This window comes from Melaminivora jejuensis (genome assembly GCF_017811175.1).
GTDB classification, from domain to species: Bacteria; Pseudomonadota; Gammaproteobacteria; order Burkholderiales; family Burkholderiaceae_C; genus Melaminivora; species Melaminivora jejuensis.
On the sequence record NZ_JACWIJ010000002.1, the window covers coordinates 3,009,096 to 3,032,815 of the forward strand.

The following is a 23,720-nucleotide window of genomic DNA, read 5'->3' on the forward strand; positions in this document are numbered from 1 at the left end:
TGACGAGCTGCGGGAGCTGGCGCCGCGCGCAGAACGCCCCGCCTCAGGAGCGCGGCAGGCGGCGCGCCTCGCGGGCGCGCCTGTCCAGGAAATGCTTGACGGCCTTGTCGCTGCGCCGGATGTGCAGCGACAGCCAGTCGCGCAGCAGCGCCGAGAGTTGCGCCGCTACCGTGATCTGCCCGGCGTCGTATTTGCCCTGCAGCGCGCGCAGCTCGTTGACGAAGCGCTCGTGGCCCTGGCGGTGCGCCGGGGTTTCCGGAAAGCCGATGCTCTCCAGGTAGCGCTCCTCGCGCTGGATGTGCTGCACCGTGTCCTGCACCAGTTCGGCCAGCAGCGGCCCGATGATGTCCTGCCCGCGCCCCTGGCTGGTGGCGTCGTGCAACTGGTTGACCTGTGCGACCAGCTTGCGGTGGTCGGCGTCGATCGGCCCCTGGTCGATCTCCAGATCGGCTGCCCATTCAAAGTAAGCCACTGCTTGGCGTCTCCTGTGCGGTGCCGCGCGTCTTCAGCCCTGGAGCTGCAGCGCTGCCGGCGATTGCGATTGCTGTCCCTGGCCCAGCTTGAACACGCTGATGGCGCGCACCAGGCCCTGCGCCTGATGCTCCAGCGCCTGCGCGGCGGCGGCGGCCTCCTCGACCAGTGCGGCGTTGGACTGCGTGACCATGTCCATCTGGCCCACGGCCTGGTTGATCTGGTCGATGCCCACGGACTGATCCTGGCTGGCCTGGGCGATCTCGCCCATGATGTCGGCCACGCGGCGCACGTTGACCACGATCTCGTCCATGGTCGAGCCGGCGCGCTCCACATGGCGGCTGCCCTCGCTGACGTTGCTCACCGAGGTCTCGATCAGACCCTTGATCTCGCGCGCTGCCTCGGCGCTGCGCCCGGCCAGGGCGCGCACCTCGCTGGCCACCACGGCAAAGCCCCGGCCCTGCTCGCCGGCGCGCGCGGCCTCCACGGCCGCATTGAGCGCCAGGATGTTGGTCTGGAAGGCAATCGAGTCGATCACGCCGATGATGTCGGCGATGCGCCGTGACGAGCTGTTGATGGACTCCATAGTCTGCACCACCTGGGCCACGACCTCGCCGCCGCGCACGGCCACCTGCGAGGCCGATTCGGCGATCTGGCTGGCGTGCCTGCCGGCCTCGTAGTTCTGGCGCACCGTGCCCGACAGCTCCTGCATGGACGCGGCCGTCTGCTCCAGCGCGCTGGCCTGCTCCTCGGTGCGCGAGGACAGGTCGGTGTTGCCGGCGGCAATCTGGTGGGTGGCCGAAGCGATGGCCTCGCTGCCCTGGCGCACGCCGGCGACGATGCGCACCAGGCTGGCGTTCATCTCGTGCAGCGCCTGCAGCAGCTGCGCCGTCTCGTCCTGGCCGCTGACCTCGATGCGCTGGCTCAGGTCGCCCGCCGCCACGGCCTGCGTGGCACGCACGGCGCGCATCAGCGGCTGCACGATGGAGCGCGTGATCAGCCAGGCCGAGGCCACGCTGAGCACCAGCGCTGCAGCGCCCAGGCCCAGCAGCCACAGGCGGGCGTTGCGGATGTCGGCCAGCGCCCGTGCGCCGCTGTCCTTGGCCACGCCGTGCTGCAGTTGATTCAGGCTGTGGATGGGCGCGCGCAGCTTCTCCAAGGCCGGCAGGGTCTGCTCGTGCAGCAGCGCCAGGGCGCTTTCGCGCTCGCCGCGCTCGGCCAACTCGCGCACGCGGGTGTAGGACTGCACGTAGTCGGCGCGCAGCGCCTTGAACTGATCGATGAAGGCCCGAGCCTCGGGCAGATGCACCTTGGCATCCAGCGTGGCCAGCGCCTGATCGATGACGCGCTTGTTGGCCGCCAGGTAGTCCTGCGCCTCCTTGCGCTCCTCGGCGCTGCTGGCCAGCACGATCTGCACGGTGCGCTGCAGGTTGGCACGGGCGTACAGATCGACGGTGTTGGCCGCATCGGCCTTGGCCCAGTCCTCCTCGATCAGGCCGGTGGTCACGCCCTGCACCGAAGTCAGCCGTATCAGGCCAGTGGCCACCATGGCCAGCATGGTCAATATCAGCAGGGCGAAGGTGGCACCCAGGCGGGTGCCGATCTTGAAATCGTTGAGCTGCATGGTGACGACAAAAGGTGTCCGTATCAAAGTGTAATAGTTTCCCTGATTTTTCAGGGAAAACCCTGATCCCCTCAAACTGGCTCAGGCCTTGTCCTGGCCCTGTCACCCAGCGTGGCGAATAGCTGTAGCGTCGATCAGCCGTGCGTGTCGCCTGCGTCGTCGGCAGCGCGCTCATGGCGCGCCAGGCGTTCGCTTTTCCAGTAAACGTCATCGCCCCCGCCCTGCGCACGGTTGAGTACGCGCGACAGCACGAACAGCAAGTCCGACAGGCGGTTGAGGTACTGGCGCGGTGCGGCGCGCAGCGGCTCCTGGGCGCCCAGGGCGACCACAGCGCGCTCGGCACGGCGCGCCACAGTGCGGCACACGTGGGCCTGCGCGGCGGCGCGCGTGCCGGCGGGCAGGATGAACTCCTGCAGGCGCGGCAGGCCGGCGTTGTAGTGCGCCAACTGCTGGTCGAGCTGGGCCAGCGCGTCGTCCTTGAGCAGCTCGAAGCCCGGGATCGACAGCTCTCCGCCCAGGTTGAACAGCTGGTGCTGCACGTCGATCAGCAGCTCGCGCACGTCTGGCGGCAGCTCCTCGCACAGCAGCAGGCCGATGTGCGAGTTCAGCTCATCGACATCGCCCATGGCGCAGGGCCGGCCACTGGCCTTGGACACGCGGGTGTTGTTGCCCAGGCCGGTGCTGCCGTCGTCCCCGGTGCGCGTGGCGATCTGTGTCAGGCGGTTACCCATGGCACGTTTTCCTTCCTGTCGAGTGGTTTTGGCTGATTGTTGGTTACATGACGCCGGTCAATTGTGCCCGGGGGCAACAGCGGGCAAAAGTGCTGGCCGCGTCGGCGGCAAAGGGGTGCAATGAAACTGTGTTTCACCATCCCAGGAGTTCTCACATGACTCGGACAACAGCATCCACCCGCATCTCCACTGCCACCGGCATCCGCGCCGCACTGCTGTGCGCCGCCTTTGCATTTGGCGGCCTGGCCCAGGCGCAGACTACGACGCAGCCCGCCTCGGCCCTGGGCGCTGCCGGCCAGTCCACCGCGCCACACACCACCAATAGCCAATCGGCGGTGAGCGACCAGCGCAGCGCCACGGGCAGCAGCAATGCCGGCACCACGGGCAGCGCCGCCGGCGCGACCAATGACGTGAAAAACCGCTCCAACGTCCCGCACGCCACCCCGGGCCAGTCCACGGCGGCCAGCAGCGGCATGACCAACAGCAACCCGGCAGGCAGCGGCACGACCAACGCGCCGATCGCCAATTCCAACGTCAACGACAGCATCTTCGACCGTGCCGACACCAACCGCGACGGCCAGCTGAGCACTGCCGAAGCCCAGCAGGTGCCGGGCCTGTCCACGCGCTTCAAGGAACTGGACAAGGACAGGAACGGCACGCTGTCGCGCAGCGAGTTCGCGCCCTACACCCGGCCCTGAGATCGTAAACACGCTCTGAGGCAGTTGACTGAACCTTGAGCCTTTGAACCTGGCTCTCGGCCTGCCGGCGCCGCTGTGGTGCCGGCAGTTTTTTTCGTGCTGGCGAGGGTGCTGTGCAGTGTTCGGGACTCTGCGGTTGTGCGCGTTGCCGATTTCTACAATCGGCTCTCCCCTGCCCTATCCCCGACCCCTGTCCTGCCGGAGCCTGCCATGAACGCCCCCACCCACCCCGACCAGCTGCAAGCCGCACCGTCTGCACAGCCCTGGCGCGCCGCCCCGCAGGCCCTGCTGGACGCCCTGGCCGAGCGTTTCGGCGCACAGTTGAGCACCGCCCTGGCAGTGCGCGAACAGCACGGTCGAGACGAGGGCTCGATCAGCGCGCCGCCGCCGTCTGCCGTGGTTTTTGCCGAAAGCGTGCAGGACGTGCAGGACGCCGTGCGCCTGGCCGCGCAGCACGCCACGCCCGTCATCCCCTACGGGGCAGGATCGTCGCTGGAAGGCCATCTGCTGGCTGTGCAGGGCGGCATCAGCCTGGACGTGAGCCGCATGAACCAGGTGCTGTCCATCGATGCCGACGATCTGACCGTGACGGTGCAGCCGGGCATCACGCGCAAGGCGCTCAACGAGGCCATCAAGCACATCGGCCTGTTCTTCCCCATCGACCCCGGGGCGGATGCCAGCATCGGTGGCATGGCGGCCACGCGGGCGTCTGGCACCAACGCTGTGCGCTACGGCACCATGCGCGACAACGTGCTGGCGCTGCAGGCGGTGACCGCGCAGGGCGAGGTAGTCCGCACCGGCACCCGGGCCAGAAAGAGCAGCGCCGGCTATGACCTGACGCGGCTCATGGTCGGCAGCGAGGGCACGCTGGGCGTGTTCACCGAAATCACCCTGCGCGTCTATCCGCTGCCCGAGGCGGTGAGCGCGGCTATTTGCTCGTTTCCCAGCATCGAGGCGGCAGTGCGCACGGTGATCCAGACCATCCAGCTGGGCGTGCCCATCGCCCGCGTCGAGCTGATCGACGCCCACAGCGTGCGCATGGTCAACGCCTACAGCAAGCTGGGCCTGCGCGAGGAGCCGATGCTGCTGATGGAATTCCACGGCTCGCCGGCCAGCGTGCGCGAGCAGGCCGAGACCGTGCAGGACATCGCCCGGGAATGGGGCGGGCAGGACTTCGAGTGGGCCAGCACGCCCGAGGAGCGCACGCGGCTGTGGACGGCGCGGCACAACGCCTACTTCGCCGCCGTGCAAAGCCGCCCGGGCTGCAAGGCCATCAGCACCGACACCTGCGTGCCCATCTCGCGCCTGGCCGATTGCCTGCTGGAGTCGGTGGCCGAGGCCGATGCCAGTGGCCTGCCGTACTTCCTGGTCGGCCACGTGGGCGATGGCAACTTCCACTTCGGCTACCTGATCGACCCCGACGCGCCCGCCGAGCGCGAGACTGCCGAGCGGCTGAACCACCAGCTGGTGGCGCGCGCCCTCAGCCTGGGCGGCACCTGCACCGGCGAGCATGGCGTGGGCATCCACAAGATGGGCTTCCTCGTGGACGAGGCCGGCGCGGGCGCCGTGGCCATGATGCGCGCCATCAAGCAGGCGCTGGATCCGCAGGGCATCCTGAATCCGGGGAAGATCTTTGTATGTTGAAGCTATTGTTTCAATAGCTGTCATCGCTTGCGGGACAAGGGTTTCAGCGCCTTTTGGCATGAAATCCTGATCACGCAGCCGCCGGGGGCGCACTGCTAGCCCTGGCGCTGATCCTGAGCGGCGCTTCCATGGCCAAGGCGCAGGTGCCCGCCTCGCCAGCTGCCGCGCTGCCCGGCAATCCCACGCCACCAGCCGCACCGGTGCCCGCGCCCGATCCGGCTATGGCCAGAACTGCGCCCTGTGCCACAGCGCCGATGGCCAGGGCCAGCGTGCGGGCGACGTGCAGGTCTTCCCGCCGCTGCGGGGGGCGCAGTCGTTCAACTGGGGCGCCGGAATGCACGGTCTGGCCAATTCGTCGGTCTTCATTCACGCCAACATGCCGCTGGGCCGGGGTGGCACGCTGACCGAGCAGCAAGCCTGGGATGTGGCCTTGTACATGAACAGCCACGAGCGTCCGCAGGATCCGCGCTTCGCCGGCTCGGTGGCCGAGACGCGCAAGAAATTCCACGACACGGACGACTTGATGTACGGCATGACCGTCAACGGGCGCGTGCTGGGCAGCGGGCGCTGAGACGCAGGGCGCGGGCCTTGGCCGCCGCCCCGTGGTCAGGCGGCTACCGTGCCGCGCCGCCGCGCCGCCACGCCCACACCCACGAACGCCGCCGACACCACGCTGAGCACCAGCGCGCCGGCCGAGCCATAGAAGATGCCCGCATTCATGCCCGCATCCAGCATGGCGCCGAAGATCGGCGCGGCCAGGCTGAAGCCCAGATCCAGCCCCGAATACACCGTGCCATAGACCCGCCCCGTAGCCCCCGGCGGCGCGGCGCGCTTGATCAGCATGTCGCGCGACGGCCCGGCGATGCCCACGCCGGCGCCCGACAGCGCTACTACGCCCAGCGCCACCATGCCGGGCAGCCACTGCGTGCCGGCCAGCGCCAGCATGGCGGCGGCGGCCAGCAGGCAGACGCTGATGGTCAGCTCCAGGCGCTGCACCCGGCTGACCAGAAAGCCGCCCAGCACCATGCCGGCAGCGCTGCACAGCATGTAGGCCGTGACCACCAGCGCCGTGGTGGTCAGCGGAATGCCGTAGAGGTTTTGCAGCGACGGCCCGGCAAAGCTCTGGATGGCCGACAGCGCGCAGGTGCTCCAGAAGAAGAACGAAAAGCACAGCCACACCGAGGGCAGGCGCAAAAAGGCCAGCGGGTGCTCGGCCGGTGCAGCCGCCTGCGTCGCAGCCTGCGCGGTGGTTGCCGCGCCGTGGCGGTCGTCCAGCGCATCGCGCTGCCAGACCACGATGGCCAGGATGAGCAGCGCCAGCACGCCCCCGGCAGCGCAGGCAATGCGCCAGGAGCCGCTGGCGCTGGCGATGCCGGCCATGAAGATGGGCGCCGCCGCCCAGCCCAGGTTGCCCGAGATGCCATGCACGGCATAGCCGTGGCCCAGGCGCTCGGGCGACACGCGCTTGTTCAGGATGGTGAAGTCCACCGGGTGAAAAGGTGCATTGCCCAGCCCGGCCAGCGCCGCTGCCGCCACCAGCCCGGCGTAGCCACTGGCGCTGGCCGCCAGCAGGCCGGCGGTGGCAAAGCTGGCCAGCGCAAAGAACAGCACGGGCCGCGCGCCCACGCGATCGACGATGAAGCCGGCCAGCGCCTGCCCCACGCCCGAGACCACGAAGAACACCGACAGCAGCAGGCCCAGCTCGGAGTAGGAGAAGCCGAAGTCCGCAATCAGGAACGGAAACAGCGGCGGCAGCAGCATGTGAAAGAAATGCGAGGAGCCATGCGCCAGGCCGATCAGGCCAATGGTGCGCGCGTCCTCGCGCAGCGACGGGCGGCGTGCCGCGTCGAGAGGGGTGGAGGGTGCAGACATGGCTGCGATGGTAGGCACAGGCGGTGCGGCGCGGCGGTGGCTACTGGACAAACCCTGTCGCGGACAGGTCTGCGCCCGGCTGTCCAGGCGAAATCTGTAAAAAAATCATCAAAAGACGCGAAAACCCAAGCCAGACAAGCGTGAGCAGCTATCAAAACCTGAGTCCACCGGCTGCTGCCCGCAGCAGCGCTTCGAGCGCTTTGGGCAGCAAGCCAGGCCAGCGCCTCAGAAATCCATCACCACCGACACATGCGCGCTGCGCCCGGGCTGCGTCCAGCCGTCATTGGTCGTGGACGAGGCGGCCAGGCCATAGACGTCGGGCCAGAGCCAGTACTTGCGATCCGTCAGGTTGTGCAGCGCCAGATTCAGGCGCACGTCCTTGCGGATGCGCCACTGCACCGAGGCATCGAGCACCGTCGCCGAGGGGATGGTGAACTGCGTGTTCGGCGCCTTGACGGCGCTGGCGCTGTCGATGTCCTTGGCCTGCTTGGCGGCGTGGTGGCGCGCGTCCAGCGCCAGGCCCCAGGCGCCGCTGTCGTAGTGCAGACCCAGCGCCAGCTGCGCCGGGTCGATGGAGTTCAGCGGCTGGCCGGTGGCGCGGTTGCTGCCGCGTGCGCGGCCATAGGCGAAGCTGGTGGCCAGCTTGCCGCCGGCGACCTGGCCCCAGTCGTAGCGGCCCTTGAGCTCGAAGCCTGAGATGCGCGCGCGCTCCAGGTTGATGGCCTGGAACACGCGCGGATCGGCAGCGGTGCCGGTGCCACGGATCAGCGCCGCGTCCATGATCAGATTGGAGTAGCGGTTGCTGAACACCGAGGCGTCCAGGTGCAGCTGCGCGAGCCGCCCGCGCACGCCGAACTCGACGCCACGGCTCTTTTCCGGCTTCAAGTCGCCGTTGGGCAGGATGATGACCTGCTCGGCCAGGTTCTCGAAGTAGCCGTTGACCTGGCCGGCCTCGGGCGCGCGAAAGCCCGTGGCCCATTGCCCGAAGACGCTCCATTCGCGCGTGGCGCGGTACAGCACGCCGAACTTGGGACTCACCGCCGAGCCAGACAGCGAGGTGCCCGGCTGCTTGGCCGGCGGATGAAAGCCCGCCTGGCTGGTCACGTCCAGCGAGAAATGGTCAAAGCGCAGGCCGGGCGTGAAGCTCCAGTTGCCGACGATGGACTCGCCCTGTACGTACAGCGCGCTGCTGGTCTCGCGCGTATCCGGAAAGCGCTTGAGCGGAAAGACCTCTGGCGGCGCCGGGTTCAGGCCGTCGTAGAGGTTGCTGATGCGGCTGCTCACATGGTCGAAGCCATAGGTGATCTGGTGCGCCCAGTCGCCCGAGCGCAGCAGCTTGCCGGCCTGCAGCGCCGCCTGCCAGGTCTTTTCGTCGTAGTGGTTGTCGCGGATGCGCAGCGGCATGGCCTGGCGCTCGCTGGTGCCGATCTGGCGCGACTGCGATTTCTGGAAAGCCAGCGTGGCCTGCACCTGATCGGCCCAGCTCGTGTCCAGGTCGAAGCGCCCAGTCCAGCCCAGGCGCTGGCGCTCCATGCTGCGCTCGGAGGCCTCGCGCGTGAGGGCGACGGCCACCTGCGCCGGCGTGCCGGCCAGGGGCAGCGGCGCGCGGCTGGACAGCAGCTCGATGTCCTGCCGGCGCTCGACGTGCTCCAGCGTGAAGACGTGTTTCTGTCCGGCCTGGGGCGTCAGCACGATCTTGCCCAGCACGGCGTCGTCGCGGTCGCTCTGCGGATTGGGGCGCGTGCGGCGGCTGTCGGGCGTGTCCACGTCGCCCCGGTTGTCCAGCTCGCGGGCGCGCCTGGTGCTGGCGGTGACCAGCCACTGCAGGCTCTCGCTGGCCTGGCCGGCGACGCTGCCGGCCAGCGTGCGGCCATGGTTGTCGCCGCTGTAGCCGGCGGCGATGCGCCCGCCCAGGGTCTTGTCTGGCGCGCCATCGCGGCCCTTGAGGAAGTCGGCTGGCTCGTAGGTGATGAAATGCACCAGGCCGGCCATGCCGTCCGAGCCATACAGCGCCGAGGCCGGGCCGCGCACCACCTCCACGCGCTTGAGCAAGTCCAGCGACAGGTATTCGCGGTCGAACACCGTGGTGCGAAAGGCGTAGCTGCGCGGCAGGCGCACGCCATCGACCATCAGCAGCACCCGGTTGCCGCCCAGACCGCGGATGTTGATGCCGGTGTTGCCGTCGCGCCCGGTGGCCGAGGTCACGCCGGTGACGGAAAAGCGCGAGGGCAGCAGCTTGACCGAAGTGTTGGGCAAGTCCTGCAGCGCCTCGCGCACGCTGCGCACCTGGCCGTCGGAGAGCTGGCGCGCGTCGATCACGTCATACGACAGCGGCAGCTCGTCGGCCACCTGCTCGTGGCGCGAGCCGCTGACCACCACCGTGGGCAGGCTGGCAGCGGCGACCAGCTGCGGCTCGGGCAGGGGCTGCGAGGTCTGCGCCTGGGCGGCCATGTGCAGGCAGGCCAGGGTGACGAAGAAGCTCAGGCGGCAGCGCGCCGGACGGGGGATTGTTGCTAGGGTAAGCATGGCGGCCACATTCACTCCAGGAAAACCATGATTCGGAATGATTATTGAGGCCTTGACAACTTTGCGCATCCAACTGTCGCAAAAAATTCATATACCTTGTATCTTTGACCTGCATCAAATGCCGTGCATCGCACCGCAAGGAACATGCGCACAACGCCTGTTGCCTCCTACGCCACTGCCCGCAACAGGCCGCTTTCCCGCCCAGGCCTTCAGCCTGCGATCGTGCAAGAAGTTATCCATGGGCCGTGGCGCACTACAAGGAGTTGCCTCATGAAACCCCGCACACTGGCCCGGCTGACCGCGCTGGCCTTGTCCACCCTGGCTCTGGGCGCGATGGCGCAGCATGAGAAGGATGTCTCCAGGACAGAGCTGAACTACCAGGCCGGCTCCTCGCCGCTGGCAGACGTGCCGATGTACCAGAGCTCCAACCCCAAGGCGCCCAAGATGACGCAGGCCGAGTTCGACCGCGCGCGCCAGATCTATTTCGAGCGCTGCGCCGGCTGCCACGGCGTGCTCAGAAAGGGTGCCACCGGCAAGCCTTTGACGCCCGACATCACGCTGGAAAAGGGCACGGACTACCTCAAGGTCTTCATCGCCTACGGCTCGCCGGCGGGTATGCCCAACTGGCAGACCTCGGGTGACTTCGACGAGGCCACCGTGGATCTGATGGCACGCTATATCCAGCAAGACCCTCCCACACCGCCCGAGTGGAGCCTGGCCGACGCCAAGAACACCTGGAAGGTCATCGTGCCGCCCGAGGCACGCCCGAAGAAGAAGATGAACAGCTACAACCTGGACAACATCTTCTCGACCACGCTGCGCGACACCGGCGAGGTGGCGCTGATCGACGGCGACACCAAGGAGATCATCAACATCGTCAAGACCGGCTATGCGGTGCATATCTCGCGCATGTCGGCCTCGGGGCGCTACCTGTTCGTGATCGGGCGCGACGCCAAGATCAACATGATCGACCTGTGGATGGAAAAGCCCGACAACGTGGCCGAGATCCGCGTGGGCCTGGAGGCGCGCTCGGTGGAGACCTCCAAGTTCAAGGGCTACCAGGACAAGCTGGCCATTGCCGGCTCGTACTGGCCGCCGCAGTTCACCATCATGAACGGCGACACGCTGGAGCCGCTCAAGATCATTTCCACCCGTGGCATGGTGGTGGGCACGCAGGAATACCACCCCGAGCCGCGCGTGGCCTCCATCCTGGCCTCGCACTACAAGCCCGAGTTCATCGTCAACGTCAAGGAAACCGGCAAGACGCTGATGGTGGACTACTCCAACCTGGACGCTGTCCGGATGACCGAGATCGGCTCGGCGCCCTTCCTGCATGACGGCGGCCTGGACGCGTCCAAGCGCTACTTCATGGTCGCTGCCAACAACAGCAACAAGATTGCCGCCATCGACACCAAGGACAGCAAGCTCGCGGGCCTGGTGGACGTGGGCAAGATTCCGCACCCGGGGCGCGGCGCCAACTTCACGCACCCCAAGTACGGCCCGGTCTGGGCGACTGGCCACCTGGGCGATGAGACGATCTCGCTGATCGGCACCGACCCGAAGAAGTACCCGCAGTACGCCTTCAAGGAAGTGGCCAAGCTCACCGGCCCCGGCGGCGGCGCGCTGTTCGTCAAGACGCACCCCAAGTCCGGCAACCTGTGGTCTGACGCTCCGCTCAACCCTGATCCGAAGGTCTCGCAGGCTGTGGTGGTGTTCGACATCAAGAACCTGGACAAGGGCTACCAGACCCTGCCGATCGCCGAGTGGGCCGGCCTAGCCGACGACGGCGGCGCCAAGCGCGTCACGCAGCCCGAGTACAACAAGGCGGGCGACGAAGTCTGGTTTGCCGTGTGGTCGGCCAAGGACAAGGAAAGCGCCCTGGTGGTGGTGGACGACAAGACGCTGAAGCTCAAGAAGGTCATCAAGGATCCGCGCCTGATCACCCCCACGGGCCACTTCAACGTCTACAACACGCAGCACGACGTGTATTGAGCTGAAAGCCGCTGCAGGCCTGAGCCGCCTGGCCTGAGGGCCTGCCCCCGAGACAGAACCCGCCGTGTGCGGGTTTTGTCATTTTGGGCCGGTGGCGGGTGGGGCAACTGGCGACTGGCACGCCGCGGATTTCCGCTCCCTCTCCCGCACGCGGGAGAGGGAGGCAGAAGCAGCGCGCTTTCCTGCGGGACTGTGGGAGCGGATGCAGCCTTGCGAACCCCTCCAGGACTTCCCGTGGTTAATCAAAAAACATAGCAGTCAGCGCTTGCCCTGCAAGGGTTTAGAGCCGATTTCATTGATTTTTCATCGGTGCTGGCCACAGCACCGAGGCAATCGCCAGCATCATCAGCGCCACCGCCGTCCAATCCTGCCAGCGCAGCACCTCGCCCAGCCACAACGCGCCGCTGAACACGCCGATGACCGGGATCAGCATGACGCTGAGCGTCGAGGCCACCGGCGGCAGCGTGCGCGCCAGGAAGAACCACGCCACCTGGGCAAAGGCCAGCGCCAGCAGGCCGTTGTAGAGCACGGCGGCCACGGCAGGCGCGCCCGGCACATGCCAGCGCGCGCGCTCGAAGCCAAAGGCCAGCGCCGTCAGCACGATGCAGGTCAGCGTGACCATCCAGAACGACAGCGTCAGGAGCGGCACCGGCACATGCAGGCGGCGCAACAGCTGCGTGCCCAGCGCCCACGAGGCCGCCGACACCAGCATCAGCCCCACGCCAAAGGCGCTGGCGCCCAGCATCTCCATTTCGTTCCACAGCAGCAACAGCACGCCAACGGCGGCGGCCAGCACGCCCAGCCAGCCGCGAGCGGCCAGGCGGTCGCCAAAGAACAGGCTGCCAATAACCGCCGAGAAGATCGGCATGGTGTAGCCCAGGATGGCCGCGCGGCCGCTGGACAGCAGCGGGATGGCCAAAATCATCAGCGCGTGCCAGACGATCATGTTGACCACCGTCAGCAGCAGCACGCGCGGCCACCAGGTGCGCGGGATGGCAAAGGACTCGCCGCGCTGCAGCAGCACCAGCCCGATGAAGGGCAGGCCCAGCCAGAACGACAACATGCGGAAGGTGAGCGGCGGGATGTCCATCACGCCCAGCTTCATGACAGGCCAGTTGAAACCCCAGATCAGGGTGAGCAGGACGAGGATGATGAGCTGGCGGCGCGACAGTTGAGGCATGGGGGCCGATTGTGCGGGCGCCGGAGCAGGCGTGCAGGCGGCTCCTAGAATCGCGCCCCATGAGCTCCACGACCTTCCTCGACATGCTGCACGGCGCCACGGCGCGCAACGATTCGCTCCTGTGCGTCGGGCTGGATCCCGAGCCGCAGCGCTTCCCGCACGCGCTGCGCGGCGATGCGCAGCGCATCTACGACTTCTGCGCCGCCATCGTGGACGCCACCTGCGACCTGGTGTGCGCCTTCAAGCCGCAGATCGCCTACTTTGCCGCGCACCGCGCCGAAGACCAGCTCGAACGCCTGATGCAGCACATGCGCGCCAATGCCCCGCACGTGCCCATCATCCTGGACGCCAAGCGCGGCGACATCGGCTCGACCGCCGAGCAGTACGCCCGCGAGGCCTTCGAGCGCTACGGCGCCGATGCGGTGACGCTGTCGCCCTTCATGGGCTTGGATTCCTTCGAGCCTTATCTGCGCTACCACGGCAAGGGCGCCTTCTTGCTGTGCCGCACCTCCAACCCCGGCGGCGACGACATCCAGGCGCAGCGCCTGGCGAGCATCGAGGGTCAGCCGCTTTTGTACGAGCACATCGCGGCCCAGGCGCAGGGGCCGTGGAACAGGAACGGCCAGCTCGGCCTGGTGGTGGGCGCGACCTACCCGCAGGAGATCGAGCGCGTGCGCCAGCTTGCACCCACGCTGCCGCTTTTGATCCCCGGCGTGGGCGCGCAGGGCGGGGATGCCGCGGCCACGGTGCGCGCCGGGCTGACGGCGGGCGGCACCATCGCCGTCAACTCCTCGCGCGCCGTGCTGTATGCCAGCAGCGAAGGCGACTGGAAGGACGCGGCGCGCCGCGCCGCCCAGGCCACGCGCGCGGCACTGCAGCAAGCGCGCGGCTGAGGCGGGGTCTCTGGCAGGGAGGCTTTGCGTGCCGTGCAGCCCCTTGGGTTTGCTGGAAGATCTTCTGGCGCCCGCAGGCTGGGACAGCCCAGAACGCACGTGCCTGGCTTGCCATCAAGGCGCCCTGCGTGTTGATCGGCATACTGTGGTGATGCAAGACTTTGCTGCGTCTGACCTCAAAACCATCCTGCATTCGAAACGCGCCAATATTTATTATCTGGAGCACTGCCGAGTGCTCGTCAACGGCGGACGGGTGGAATATGTGACGGATGTCGGCAAGAAGAGCCTGTACTGGAATATTCCCATCGCCAACACCACCAGCTTGCTGTTGGGCACCGGTACTTCCATTACCCAGGCGGCCATGCGCGAGCTGGCCAAGGCAGGCGTGCTGGTTGGTTTTTGCGGCGGCGGCGGGACGCCCTTGTTCAGTGCCAATGAAGTCGATATCGAAGTGGCTTGGCTGACGCCACAAAGTGAATACCGCTCCACCGAGTATCTGCAGGCTTGGGTGGCATTCTGGTTTGACGACGAGCTGCGTCTGCACGCTGCTCGGCAGTTGCAAGCAGCGCGGCTGCAGCGCCTCATGGCCGAATGGGACGTGCGCGGCCTTCGTGAGGCTGGGTTTGCAGTGGACATGGAGCGTCTGCGGGCATTGGTGCGGCAATTCATCCGTCAGATTGACCAGGCACCTGACGTAACCACTTTGTTGACCGACGAAGCTCGTCTGACCAAGGCGCTGTTCAAGCTGGCAGTGGACACGGTCGGCTATGGCGAATTCACGCGCGCCAAGCGAGGCACAGGCACCGATCCGGCCAACCGCTTTCTCGATCACGGCAATTATTTGGCATACGGCCTGGGCGCAACGGCCACCTGGGTTCTGGGCCTGCCGCATGGTCTGGCTGTGCTGCATGGCAAGACACGGCGCGGCGGGCTGGTGTTTGACGCGGCAGATTTGGTCAAGGACGCCGCCATCCTGCCGCAGGCTTTCATCTCGGCCATGCGAGGTGACAGTGAGCAGCAGTTTCGGCGCCATTGCATCGAGGCACTGACGCGCAGCGCTTCACTGGACTTCATGATCGATACGCTCAAGCACATCGCTACGACTACAGCGCGGGTGGCCAAGACGGCGTCTCCAGCACCATGAATGTGCTCTTTGTTTCCCAATGCACCAAGCGCGCCCTGACGGAGACGCGCCGTGTCCTGGATCAGTTCGCCGAACGTCGGGGCGAGCGCACCTGGCAGACACCCATTACCCGCGACGGGCTGGACAGCGTGCGCCGCCTGCTGCGCCAGAGCGCGCGCAAGAACACGGCAGTGGCCTGCCACTGGATACGCGGGCGCGACCACAGTGAGCTGCTGTGGATCGTCGGAGATGCCAGCCAGTTCAACGATCAAGGTGCTGTGCCCACCAATACCACAGCCAGCAACGTACTGCGTGCAGGCGACGAGAACGCTTGGCATCACCTGCCGTTGATGACTGCCATGGCGGCACTGGCTGCCTTGCTGCACGACCTGGGCAAGGCCACACAGGCGTTTCAAGATCGGCTGCGCCAACCGCATGGACGCCAGCCCAATCACTATCGCCATGAGTGGGTGTCGGTACGCCTGCTGCAGGCGTTCGTGGGACGCGACGATGATGCCGGCTGGCTGCAGCGGCTGGCCGTCTGTGCCGAGCCGAGCACCGATACACGCACGTTCGAGGCATTGTGGTTGGATGTCAGGAATGGGCGTCTGCTGCGCGACGGCTTGGATACCAATGAAAGTCTCGATGTACCCGGTAGCGCCCACAACCCGTTCCGTTGCCTGCCGCCATTGGCCAGCGCCATTGCATGGCTGGTCTTGACCCATCACCGCCTGCCTTGCAAACCTGTTTTGAGGCCATCGTGTGCCAGCGATATCACTGCAGAAACAGGAGAAAGATTCCTGCCGTTTGGCTGCAAGCCTGCATCAGTCAATAGCGATGAGCTGGATCGGCTGCTTGATCAGGTACACGCCGATTGGAACGCGCCACGCACCAGCGGGGTGTCTCAGGAAACACTTGAGCGCCACTGGCACTTTCCGCATGGCCTGCCCGTGAGCACCATCGCTTGGCGTGTACGAGCGGCCCGCTATGCGCGCAAGCTGCTGCAGTGGGCCCAAGCTCCGGGCCACGGCACGGCGCTGGACGATCCGTTCACCATGCATGTGTCGCGTCTGTGCCTGATGCTGGCTGATCACCACTATTCCAGCATTACGGATCGCCAGCGCCGTCTTCCATATCTGAACGAGGGTTATCCCCTTGCTGCCAATACCATCAAAAATAATAGCTGCTCGCGCTCGCAGGACAAGGGCCAGGCCCGTATTTTCAATCAAACTCTAGATGAGCACCTGCTGGGCGTACAGTCCCATGCCACGCTGGTGGCGCGCTCACTGCCCAGCTTGGCTCGCAGCCTTGCGGCTCTGAGCAACCACAAGCCATTGCGCCGGCGCAGCACCGATGTGCGCTTTGCCTGGCAGGACAAAGCCAGCGAGCTGGCTGCCAGTGTGCGAGTGCAAGCCGCGGCGCAGGGGGCCTTTATCGTCAATATGGCCTCCACTGGCTGCGGCAAGACGCTGGGCAACGCGCGCATCATGTATGCCCTGGCTGACCCAGCCATCGGTATGCGCTGCGCCTTCGCCATCGGCCTGCGTGCGCTGACGCTGCAGACCGGACGCAGCTTTCAGCGCGATTTGCAGTTGGGCGAGGAGCAACTGGCCATTCAGGTCGGCGGTGCAGCCAGCCGGGCGCTGTTCGAATACTGGGAGCAGCGCGCAGAAGACAGTGGCTCGGCATCGCGCCAGGCACTGACGGACGAGGCCGGCAGCGTGCTCCATGAAGGCAACGACCAGCATCCACTGCTGCAGCGCCTGACCGACGATGTGCAGGTGCGCCGTTTGATCGCGGCACCTTTGCTGGTGTGTACCGTGGATCACCTGACGCCCGCCACCGAGAGCCTGCGCGGCGGTCGGCAGATCGCGCCCATGTTGCGCCTGCTCACCAGCGATCTGGTGCTGGACGAGCCCGACGACTTCGACATGGCCGATCTGCCCGCCCTGACGCGCCTCGTGCATTGGGCAGGGCTGCTGGGCAGCCGTGTGCTGCTGTCCTCGGCCACCTTGCCGCCTGCTTTGGTGCAAGGGCTGTTTCTGGCCTACCGCGCCGGGCGCGCAGTGTTCCAGCGGCACCGCAGTGAGCGCCCAGACGCGCAGGTGGACATCTGCTGCCTGTGGGTGGATGAATTCCACCAAATTACGCACCACTGCGCCGATCCGCAGGGCGCGGATTTCCGCTCGGCCCATGGCGCCTATGTCCACCAACGCATGGCACGGCTGCAGCGCGCTGAGGTGCGCCGTCAATTGCAAATCGTGCCGCTGCCCCCTGCGCCCGCCCACTGGCAAGGTCTGCACAGGGATGCTCGGCGCACCGAATTTGCCCGTTTGGTGCTGGAGCAGGCATGGCAGTTGCACCGGCTGGCGCACAACCGAGTGATCGATCCGCACAGCGGCAAGCACGTCAGCCTGGGCCTGATCCGCATGGCCAATATCGCCCCGCTATTCGACGTGGCGCGTGCCATGTACCGGCTGGGTGCGCCTGCGCCCGATGTGCATGTGCATCTGTGCGTGTACCACGCACAGTTTCCGCTGCTGTTGCGCTCGGCCATCGAGCAGCGGCTCGACACGCTGCTCAACCGCCGCAGCACGCAGGGCGAAGATCCCGTGCTGCAGCGGCCAGGCCTGCGCGCCTGCCTCGATGCTCACCCGCAGCAGCACCATCTGTTTATCGTGCTGGGCAGTCCGGTCACTGAAGTCGGGCGCGACCATGATTACGACTGGGCGGTGGCCGAGCCCTCTTCCATGCGCTCATTGATTCAGTTGGCGGGCCGCATCCGCCGGCACCGGTCTGGTGCTGTGGGCGGCGTGAACATGGCGGTGCTTGGCAGCAACCTGAGACATTACGAGCACCCGGACGAGGCGGCCTTCTGCAAGCCGGGCTTCGAAACCGATGATCCGCCCTTCCGGCTCAAATCGCATGGACTGCAACACCTGCTGGCACGCGAGCTGCAGAGTGCTGACCCCTGGCCAGTGGATGCACGGCCTCGCATCGCCCTGGCATCCGACAGGCTTCAGCCCAGACACTCGTTGGCTGATCTGGAGCACGCCCGAATGCATGACGCCATGCTGCGGCGCCCGGACGGCAGCACTGGTGCCACACCCGTGGTGCGCGCTGCCAGCCTGCAGTGGGCACACCCTGAGTGCCTGTGGCTCACTGGTGTGCTGCCGCAGTACCAGCGTTTTCGCCATGACACCCAGCCGCGCGAGGAAGTGGTACTGCTGCCGGACGATGATGAGCAAGAGTTCAAGTTGCACCGCATAGCGGCGGGCGAACGCAGGGGCGACACGCTCTATGTTCCTGTGCATGATGGGCTGTGTCACAGCGTGCCCGAACGTGAGCTGACATCCTCCAGCGTCTCGCCGTGGTTGCAGATCGATTTGATGGATGAATTGACAACGTTGGCGCAAGCCCAGGGTCAGTCACTGCGCCGCTGCGCTGAACGCCACCTCACCGCCAGCCTGCCGCGCAGCGAGCTCAACGGCTGGTGGTTCCACGAAGCTCTGGGATTTGCCGTCAGGCGCTGAGGCGTCTTATGTGCCTCATGCCGGGTGCAGTTGCATGGGCTGCACTGCCAGCACGGCCTGCTGCAGTGCTTCATCCATCTGCGCCATACGCAAGTCATAGGCCGTCTGCAGGTTCAGCCACGACTGTGGATCGCCGCCAAAAAAACGGCATAGACGCAGTGCCGTATCGGCAGTGATACCCCGGCGCCCCAGCACGATGTCATTGATGCGCGATGCCGGCACGCGCAACTGCCGGGCCAGCGCGTTGGCGCTCAGCGCCAGCGGCTTGAGGTAATCCTCACGCAGTACTTCGCCAGGATGTACGGGGCGCATACCGTTCTTGAACATCACTTTTCTCCTTGCGGCCTGTCTGTGACATCAGTGGTAATCGACGATCTCCACCTGGGCAGGCCCCTCGTCCATCCAGACAAAACATACACGCCACTGGGCATTGATGCGAATGCTGTGCTGCCCCTGGCGATCGCCGGTCAGCGCCTCCAACCGGTTGCCCGGCGGGCTACGCAGGAAGTCCAGTGTGGCCGCCGCGTCCCGTTGCACCAGTTTGCGCTCCGCCACCGCCTGGATATTGGCGAAGCGGCGCGTCTTGCCGCTGGTGAACAGCCGCTGGGTGTCTGGACATTGGAATGAAACGACGGCCATGGGCGTGCGCCATTGGCTGGGGCTTACCGGTCATCGGCAAGCTGCCTTTGCGGCAGAACAAGAAATCGTCACTGACGATTTTCTGAGCTGCTTTTTCAGCAGATCTTCACTTACGATGGTGTGAAATTTTACCAAGCAGGAGGAGGTCAAGTGACAGACGATCCAGAACAACCGGGCGGCCATGCCAGCTATCGAGCGGCGATTGCCGCTTTTTTGCAGGAGCGATTGCAGGGCAAGCTCGACAAACTCAAGGACTACGCTGGGCGCGAAGAATTGCTTTCTCAGCACCAGCCTTCAAACTGGATCGCTGACGCTGCCAAGCGCGTCTCGCAGATCCAAGCTGTCACCCACTCTCTGAAGCCCATCCATCCGGATGCACGCGGCACGAACCTTTATGTGGAGCCAGTCACCTTGCCGCAGCGTCTCGAACTGGGGAGCCATGCCCTGGGAGAACGGTTCGCTGGCGACGTGGTGGGTAATGCTGCTGCGCTGGACGTATATAAATTTCTCAGATTGGAAGTCAATGGTCGCAGCCTGCTTGCGGCCCTGATGGCTGAAGATACCGAGGCACTGGCGGCGCTGCATAGTGATGCGAAACAAGCGCAGGCCCTGCGCGATGCCTTTGTCGCCCTGACCCTGCCGCGCACTGGCGGCTCCGCCAGCCATACCCTGGCCAAGCAGTTGTACTGGCTGATCGGCACCGACGCCTGTACCGACGGCGCCTACACCCTTTTGGCCCCGCTGTACGCCACCTCGCTGGCCCATGCAGTCCACGCTCAGATACAGGAGGATCGTTTTGGGGCGGCCAACAAGGCAGCGCGCATAGCCAGAAAAGAACGCAGGTGGCACGACGGCGAGTTCCACGACTACCCTGCATTGGCGGTACAGAACATGGGTGGTACCAAGCCGCAAAACATCAGCCAGCTCAATAGCGAGCGCAGGGGCATGAACTACTTGCTGTCATCCTTGCCACCGCAATGGCGCCCTGATGGATTACGGTTGCCGGTCAACGCAGATTCGATATTTCAGCGCCTGTTCGGCGCGCGCCCTGCAGTGCGCCAGGCATTGCGTGCCTTGCGCCAACTGCTGGAGTCCGACCCGGTGGCCAATCAGCGCACCCGCCAGCAGCGTGACGAATGGGTGAGCGTGCTGCTCGGCGAACTGGTGGCCATGGCGGCGGAGCTGGAGCAGGCCCTGCCCCCGGATGGAGCACCGAGACTCGCTTTGCCGACCTGAGCCGTGAAGAAAAGCTCTGGCTCGACCCGCTGCGTGCAGAGCTGCCCGAAGAGGAAGAGTTTGCCCAAGAATGGCTCGCCATGGACTGGCCCGATGCCATCGGCAAGCGTTTCGGCAACTGGCTCAATGCCCAGTTGGAAGGCCAGCTGCATCTGGGCGATATCGAGCTGCGCGCCTGGAAGCACGAACTGTTGACCGACGAGGACGGCTTCACCCAGCAACTTCGCGAGCGGCGCAGTCATATCCGCGCAGCGCGCAAGGAGGCACAGGTATGAGCCAGGCCATTCTCGTGCTGCCGCATCTGCACATCCAGAACGCCAATGCCATCGGCAGCCCGCTCACGCACGGCTTTCCATCGATCACCGCCTTCACGGGACTGATGTGGGCGCTGGAGCGCAAGCTCACGCAGGCAGGTGTGCCGCTGCAATTGCAGGGCGTGGGTGTGATCTGCCATGACCATCAAGAGCAGGTGACCCGGGGGTATGTGCGTAGCTTCAACCTCACGCGCAATCCAGTTGGCAAGGACGGCAACACCGCCGCCATCGTCGAAGAAGGCCGTATGCACCTGCAGCTGACACTGGTGCTGGCCGTGGCTGAAAAGCGTGCTCGCGATGCACCGGCTGCATTGGTGCCCGGCAATGAGACTCAACTGGCCGAGTGGGCCCACCGCGCCGGCGATGTACTGGCTGCCATGCGGGTAGCCGGTGGCAGTGTGCTGCCACCTCGCCCCATGCCGGGGCGGCGCGTACGCCCATGGCTGGCCATCGTCGCGCAAGACCCACAGGCCGCTGCCAGCCAGTTCCAGCGCTGGCGCCGGCAGTGGCTGCCGGGCTTTGCCTTGGTCGGACGCGATGACGTGCTGGCCCACCGTCTGCAACACCTGCGCGCCAGTCGCCCCGAGGCCACGCTGCTGGACGCCTGGCTGCATGCCGCGCGCTTCAACTACCAGCCCATGACCGACGAGGCGGGCCAGCCACCACCCGACGGCAAAGTGCTGTGGGAAGACCCGCTGCGTCCCAAGGGCAGCGGTTGGGTGGTGCCCATTTCTGTCGGCTATGCGGCGCTGGAGACTTCAGCCCACGCGGCAGGCCAAGTCCGCAACGCCCGTGATACAGCGCTGCCGCTGCGCTTTGTGGAGTCGGTCTATTCATTCGGCCAATGGATCAGCCCACATCGGCTGCATAGCCTGGAGCATTTGCTGTGGCGCCCTGAAACCGACGCAACGCTTGGCCTGTACCGCTGCCGCAGCGGCTACCCGGCACCGGTGGCGGATGAGGCAGTCACTCCGGAAAATTGGTTGTCCCTTGCGGATGACGATGACGATATCTACCACTACACCTGAATCCGTCTTTGCTTGCTGTTCGCTGGCTGATTGATTGAACCATTTATTCATTGAAAGACTACGACCATGAGCGACAAACTTACCACTGCCTCTGTATTGGCTTTCGAGCGCAAGCTCGACCCCTCAGATGCCGTGCTTTATGCGGGCCGCTGGGAAGACCGTGCCCAATCGCACAGTTGGCAGCCTCTCAGCGTCCAGACGAAATCCGTGCGCGGCACTATCAGCAACCGACTCAAAGCCAAGGATCAGGATCCAGTCAAGTTGGACGCAGCCATCGAAAATCCCAACTTGCAAACAGTCGATATCGCCGCATTGCCTGCGCAAGCGGATACCCTCAAAGTGCAGTTCACCCTTCGTGTGCTTGGCGGCACAGGTACGCCATCGGCCTGTAACAGCGCTCCATATCGAGCCAAACTGCTGGCCACTGTGCAGGGCTATGTGCAGCAGCATGGCTTCGCCGAGCTTGCCCGCCGCTATGCCGCCAACTTGGCCAATGGCCGCTTTTTGTGGCGTAACCGCCTGGGCGCCGAAAGCGTGGCCGTGACGGTTGAGCAGATGCAGGGTGGCGGTTCTGTAAAAACGTGGGATTTTGATGCCCTATCCCTTGATACACGTACGCTGCTAGCTATCAATAACGAAGCAAAAGGCTTGGAGGAGCTAGGTCAGGTCATCGCTGGTGGATTGGCAGGATCGGGCCATGTGTTGCTGCGAGTCACTGCTTTTGTGCGCCAAGGAGCGGGCCAAGAAGTCTTCCCCTCGCAGGAGCTCATTCTTGACAAGGGGGCAGCCGGCAAGAGCAAGACGCTCTACCAGGTGGGCGGCGCCGCAGCCATCCATTCGCAAAAGATCGGCAATGCGCTACGCACCATCGACACCTGGTACGAGGGAGCCGAATCATTGGGGCCGATCGCCGTGGAGCCCTACGGTTCTGTCACGACCCAGGGCCGAGCCTACCGCCAGCCCAAGCAGAAAATGGACTTCTACACCTTGCTGGATAACTGGTTGCTCAAGGATCAGGCGCCACCCGTGGAACAGCAGCATTTCGTGATGGCTGTGCTCATTCGGGGGGTGTGTTTGGTGATGCCAGTTGAGCAAGGACGCAGCAATGACTACGCACTACATTGACATCTGTCTGCTGCCAGACCCCGAGTTCAGTCAGGCACACCTGATGGGAGCTTTGGTGGCCAAGCTGCACCGCGCACTGGTACAGCGTGCCAGCGGCAGCATCGGGGTGAGCTTTCCGGAGCATGTGGATGCACCCCGGCAACAGCGCTCGTTGGGCAAGGTATTGCGTCTGCACGGTACAGCCTTGGCGCTGCAGGCCCTGATGGCACAGCCGTGGCTACAGGGCATGAGTGACCATGTGCGGCTGTCGCCTGCAGCAGATGCACCGCCGGATGCACCACACCGGCTGGTGGTACGCCGCCAGTTCAAGACCAGTGCCGAACGCTTGCGCCGCCGTCGCATGCAGCGCAAGGGTGAGACTGCCGCCCAGGCTGCTGCCGTCATCCCCGACAGCGTGCAGCGCAGACCAGATTTGCCATACGTCCAACTGCGAAGTGCCAGCACGGGTCATCCGTTCTGTCTGTTCCTGGAGCACAAGCCATTGCTTGCCAGCCCTGTGACTGGAGAGTTCAATGCTTATGGATTGGGGCCTCTGGCGAGCATCCCCTGGTTCTGACCCTTTTTTTCTTGGTTGGAAAATTTCATTGTGAATCAATGACTTGCGTGTAGAGGGGAAAATTGGGCCGCAGGGACGAGTAAGTCCTTTTTTCTTTTAAAAACAAGAGCTTGCATCTGTTAAGTTCGCGTTTCCTGCCGCATAGGCAGCTCAGAAAACGCCGCCGCCACCCAGGAGAACTCTGATGCCGTTTCCTGCCGCATAGGCAGCTCAGAAAACCGATGGCGGCGAGTTCCTGGCCGATCTCGAGTTTCCTGCCGCATAGGCAGCTCAGAAATGCAGGAGCAGACACAGCTGGAGCAGTCTCAGGTTTCCTGCCGCATAGGCAGCTCAGAAAAGTTCCTGCAGCGGAATCAAACGCGGAATGAAGTTTCCTGCCGCATAGGCAGCTCAGAAATCACCCCAGGCGAAAGGCTCGGTGAAGGTGAAGTTTCCTGCCGCATAGGCAGCTCAGAAAAATGCAATGCCGCTGCATGAATCTATCGATGCGTTTCCTGCCGCATAGGCAGCTCAGAAAAGTACGCGGCTGGCCTCT

Annotated in this window: 17 protein-coding genes, 2 pseudogenes and 1 CRISPR repeat array (1 of these 20 only partly in view); of the genes and pseudogenes, 11 read left to right on the top strand and 8 right to left on the bottom strand. The window is 65.3% G+C overall.

Features of this window, described 5'->3' with window-relative positions; genetic code table 11:
- Window positions 1-43: 43 nt before the first annotated feature.
- The 3 genes from IDM45_RS14235 to IDM45_RS14245 form a co-directional block, all read right to left on the bottom strand.
- Window positions 44-472: a bacteriohemerythrin gene (locus IDM45_RS14235; RefSeq protein ID WP_209423436.1), complete on the bottom strand. Its 429-nt coding sequence runs from the start codon at window positions 470-472 to the stop codon at window positions 44-46.
- Between the two features lie 33 nt (window positions 473-505).
- Window positions 506-2,095, bottom strand: coding sequence for a methyl-accepting chemotaxis protein (locus IDM45_RS14240; RefSeq protein WP_209423437.1), 1,590 nt, complete (start codon window positions 2,093-2,095; stop codon window positions 506-508).
- A 134-nt stretch (window positions 2,096-2,229) separates the two neighbouring features.
- Window positions 2,230-2,826: a cob(I)yrinic acid a,c-diamide adenosyltransferase gene (locus tag IDM45_RS14245; protein ID WP_209423438.1), complete on the bottom strand. Its 597-nt coding sequence runs from the start codon at window positions 2,824-2,826 to the stop codon at window positions 2,230-2,232.
- A 155-nt stretch (window positions 2,827-2,981) separates the two neighbouring features.
- Here IDM45_RS14245 and IDM45_RS17770 point away from each other — a divergent pair, with 155 nt between their 5' ends.
- The 3 genes and pseudogenes from IDM45_RS17770 to IDM45_RS14260 all read left to right on the top strand — a co-directional run.
- Window positions 2,982-3,524, top strand: a complete 543-nt coding sequence (locus tag IDM45_RS17770) for an EF-hand domain-containing protein (RefSeq protein ID WP_232653858.1) — start codon at window positions 2,982-2,984, stop codon at window positions 3,522-3,524.
- A gap of 210 nt (window positions 3,525-3,734) precedes the next feature.
- Window positions 3,735-5,168 (top strand): FAD-binding oxidoreductase, encoded by a 1,434-nt coding sequence (locus tag IDM45_RS14255; RefSeq protein ID WP_209423439.1) that lies wholly within the window; start codon window positions 3,735-3,737, stop codon window positions 5,166-5,168.
- A 202-nt stretch (window positions 5,169-5,370) separates the two neighbouring features.
- Window positions 5,371-5,739 (top strand): annotated as a pseudogene (locus IDM45_RS14260) (c-type cytochrome); the annotation flags it as partial.
- Between the two features lie 35 nt (window positions 5,740-5,774).
- Here IDM45_RS14260 and IDM45_RS14265 read toward each other — a convergent pair.
- Both IDM45_RS14265 and IDM45_RS14270 read right to left on the bottom strand, forming a co-directional pair.
- Entirely contained in the window at window positions 5,775-7,040 is a 1,266-nt protein-coding gene (locus IDM45_RS14265) for an MFS transporter (RefSeq protein ID WP_209423440.1), read from the bottom strand.
- Window positions 7,041-7,265: 225 nt separating this feature from the next.
- Window positions 7,266-9,566, bottom strand: coding sequence for a TonB-dependent hemoglobin/transferrin/lactoferrin family receptor (locus IDM45_RS14270; RefSeq protein WP_232653855.1), 2,301 nt, complete (start codon window positions 9,564-9,566; stop codon window positions 7,266-7,268).
- Window positions 9,567-9,836: 270 nt separating this feature from the next.
- Here IDM45_RS14270 and IDM45_RS14275 point away from each other — a divergent pair, with 270 nt between their 5' ends.
- Entirely contained in the window at window positions 9,837-11,558 is a 1,722-nt protein-coding gene (locus IDM45_RS14275; RefSeq protein ID WP_209423441.1) for a nitrite reductase, read from the top strand.
- A gap of 292 nt (window positions 11,559-11,850) precedes the next feature.
- Here IDM45_RS14275 and IDM45_RS14280 read toward each other — a convergent pair whose 3' ends face one another.
- Complete coding sequence (locus IDM45_RS14280) at window positions 11,851-12,738, bottom strand: DMT family transporter (RefSeq protein ID WP_209423442.1); 888 nt, start codon at window positions 12,736-12,738, stop codon at window positions 11,851-11,853.
- Between the two features lie 59 nt (window positions 12,739-12,797).
- Here IDM45_RS14280 and pyrF point away from each other — a divergent pair, with 59 nt between their 5' ends.
- The 3 genes from pyrF (at window position 12,798) to cas3f (ending at window position 18,287) form a co-directional block, all read left to right on the top strand.
- On the top strand, window positions 12,798-13,631 hold the full coding sequence (gene pyrF / locus IDM45_RS14285; protein WP_209423443.1) for an orotidine-5'-phosphate decarboxylase: 834 nt from the start codon (window positions 12,798-12,800) through the stop codon (window positions 13,629-13,631).
- A gap of 151 nt (window positions 13,632-13,782) precedes the next feature.
- Entirely contained in the window at window positions 13,783-14,775 is a 993-nt protein-coding gene (gene cas1f / locus IDM45_RS14290; RefSeq protein WP_209424145.1) for a type I-F CRISPR-associated endonuclease Cas1f, read from the top strand.
- On the top strand, window positions 14,772-18,287 hold the full coding sequence (gene cas3f / locus IDM45_RS14295; RefSeq protein WP_209423444.1) for a type I-F CRISPR-associated helicase Cas3f: 3,516 nt from the start codon (window positions 14,772-14,774) through the stop codon (window positions 18,285-18,287). Before cas1f ends, cas3f begins: the two co-directional genes overlap by 4 nt.
- Window positions 18,288-18,302: 15 nt before the next feature.
- On the opposite strand, the gene IDM45_RS14300 is transcribed toward cas3f, so the two are convergent.
- Entirely contained in the window at window positions 18,303-18,614 is a 312-nt protein-coding gene (locus IDM45_RS14300) for a HigA family addiction module antitoxin (protein WP_209423445.1), read from the bottom strand.
- Window positions 18,615-18,644: 30 nt separating this feature from the next.
- A complete protein-coding gene (locus IDM45_RS14305) occupies window positions 18,645-18,926 on the bottom strand; it encodes a type II toxin-antitoxin system RelE/ParE family toxin (protein ID WP_209423446.1) in 282 nt (93 codons plus the stop codon).
- A gap of 150 nt (window positions 18,927-19,076) precedes the next feature.
- Between IDM45_RS14305 and csy1 the strand changes: the two are divergent.
- The 4 genes and pseudogenes from csy1 (at window position 19,077) to cas6f (ending at window position 23,185) form a co-directional block, all read left to right on the top strand.
- A pseudogene (csy1, locus tag IDM45_RS14310) lies at window positions 19,077-20,437 on the top strand (type I-F CRISPR-associated protein Csy1).
- Window positions 20,434-21,504 carry a type I-F CRISPR-associated protein Csy2 gene (gene csy2, locus IDM45_RS14315; RefSeq protein WP_209423447.1) on the top strand — a complete coding sequence of 357 codons (1,071 nt, stop codon included), beginning with the start codon at window positions 20,434-20,436 and terminating at the stop codon, window positions 21,502-21,504. Before csy1 ends, csy2 begins: the two are co-directional and overlap by 4 nt.
- Before the next feature lie 66 nt (window positions 21,505-21,570).
- Entirely contained in the window at window positions 21,571-22,629 is a 1,059-nt protein-coding gene (gene csy3, locus IDM45_RS14320) for a type I-F CRISPR-associated protein Csy3 (RefSeq protein ID WP_209423448.1), read from the top strand.
- A complete protein-coding gene (cas6f, locus tag IDM45_RS14325; protein WP_209423449.1) occupies window positions 22,610-23,185 on the top strand; it encodes a type I-F CRISPR-associated endoribonuclease Cas6/Csy4 in 576 nt (191 codons plus the stop codon). The genes csy3 and cas6f overlap by 20 nt, the downstream gene beginning before the upstream one ends.
- Window positions 23,186-23,314: 129 nt before the next feature.
- Window positions 23,315-23,720: a CRISPR direct-repeat array (repeat unit 28 nt; unit sequence GTTTCCTGCCGCATAGGCAGCTCAGAAA); it runs 942 nt beyond the window's last position.

Bases quoted from the DNA above. Each gene is read 5' to 3' on its own strand.
- IDM45_RS14240 (WP_209423437.1), bottom strand. From the start codon at position 2,095: ATGCAGCTCAACGATTTCAAGATCGGCACCCGCCTGGGTGCCACCTTC.
- csy2 (WP_209423447.1), top strand. From the start codon at position 20,434: ATGAGCCAGGCCATTCTCGTGCTGCCGCATCTGCACATCCAGAACGCC.
- pyrF (WP_209423443.1), top strand. From the start codon at position 12,798: ATGAGCTCCACGACCTTCCTCGACATGCTGCACGGCGCCACGGCGCGC.
- cas6f (WP_209423449.1), top strand. From the start codon at position 22,610: ATGACTACGCACTACATTGACATCTGTCTGCTGCCAGACCCCGAGTTC.
- IDM45_RS14305 (WP_209423446.1), bottom strand. From the start codon at position 18,926: ATGGCCGTCGTTTCATTCCAATGTCCAGACACCCAGCGGCTGTTCACC.
- IDM45_RS14280 (WP_209423442.1), bottom strand. From the start codon at position 12,738: ATGCCTCAACTGTCGCGCCGCCAGCTCATCATCCTCGTCCTGCTCACC.
- IDM45_RS14275 (WP_209423441.1), top strand. From the start codon at position 9,837: ATGAAACCCCGCACACTGGCCCGGCTGACCGCGCTGGCCTTGTCCACC.
- IDM45_RS14255 (WP_209423439.1), top strand. From the start codon at position 3,735: ATGAACGCCCCCACCCACCCCGACCAGCTGCAAGCCGCACCGTCTGCA.
- IDM45_RS14265 (WP_209423440.1), bottom strand. From the start codon at position 7,040: ATGTCTGCACCCTCCACCCCTCTCGACGCGGCACGCCGCCCGTCGCTG.
- IDM45_RS14245 (WP_209423438.1), bottom strand. From the start codon at position 2,826: ATGGGTAACCGCCTGACACAGATCGCCACGCGCACCGGGGACGACGGC.
- csy3 (WP_209423448.1), top strand. From the start codon at position 21,571: ATGAGCGACAAACTTACCACTGCCTCTGTATTGGCTTTCGAGCGCAAG.
- cas3f (WP_209423444.1), top strand. From the start codon at position 14,772: ATGAATGTGCTCTTTGTTTCCCAATGCACCAAGCGCGCCCTGACGGAG.
- IDM45_RS14300 (WP_209423445.1), bottom strand. From the start codon at position 18,614: ATGTTCAAGAACGGTATGCGCCCCGTACATCCTGGCGAAGTACTGCGT.
- IDM45_RS14270 (WP_232653855.1), bottom strand. From the start codon at position 9,566: ATGCTTACCCTAGCAACAATCCCCCGTCCGGCGCGCTGCCGCCTGAGC.
- cas1f (WP_209424145.1), top strand. From the start codon at position 13,783: ATGCAAGACTTTGCTGCGTCTGACCTCAAAACCATCCTGCATTCGAAA.
- IDM45_RS17770 (WP_232653858.1), top strand. From the start codon at position 2,982: ATGACTCGGACAACAGCATCCACCCGCATCTCCACTGCCACCGGCATC.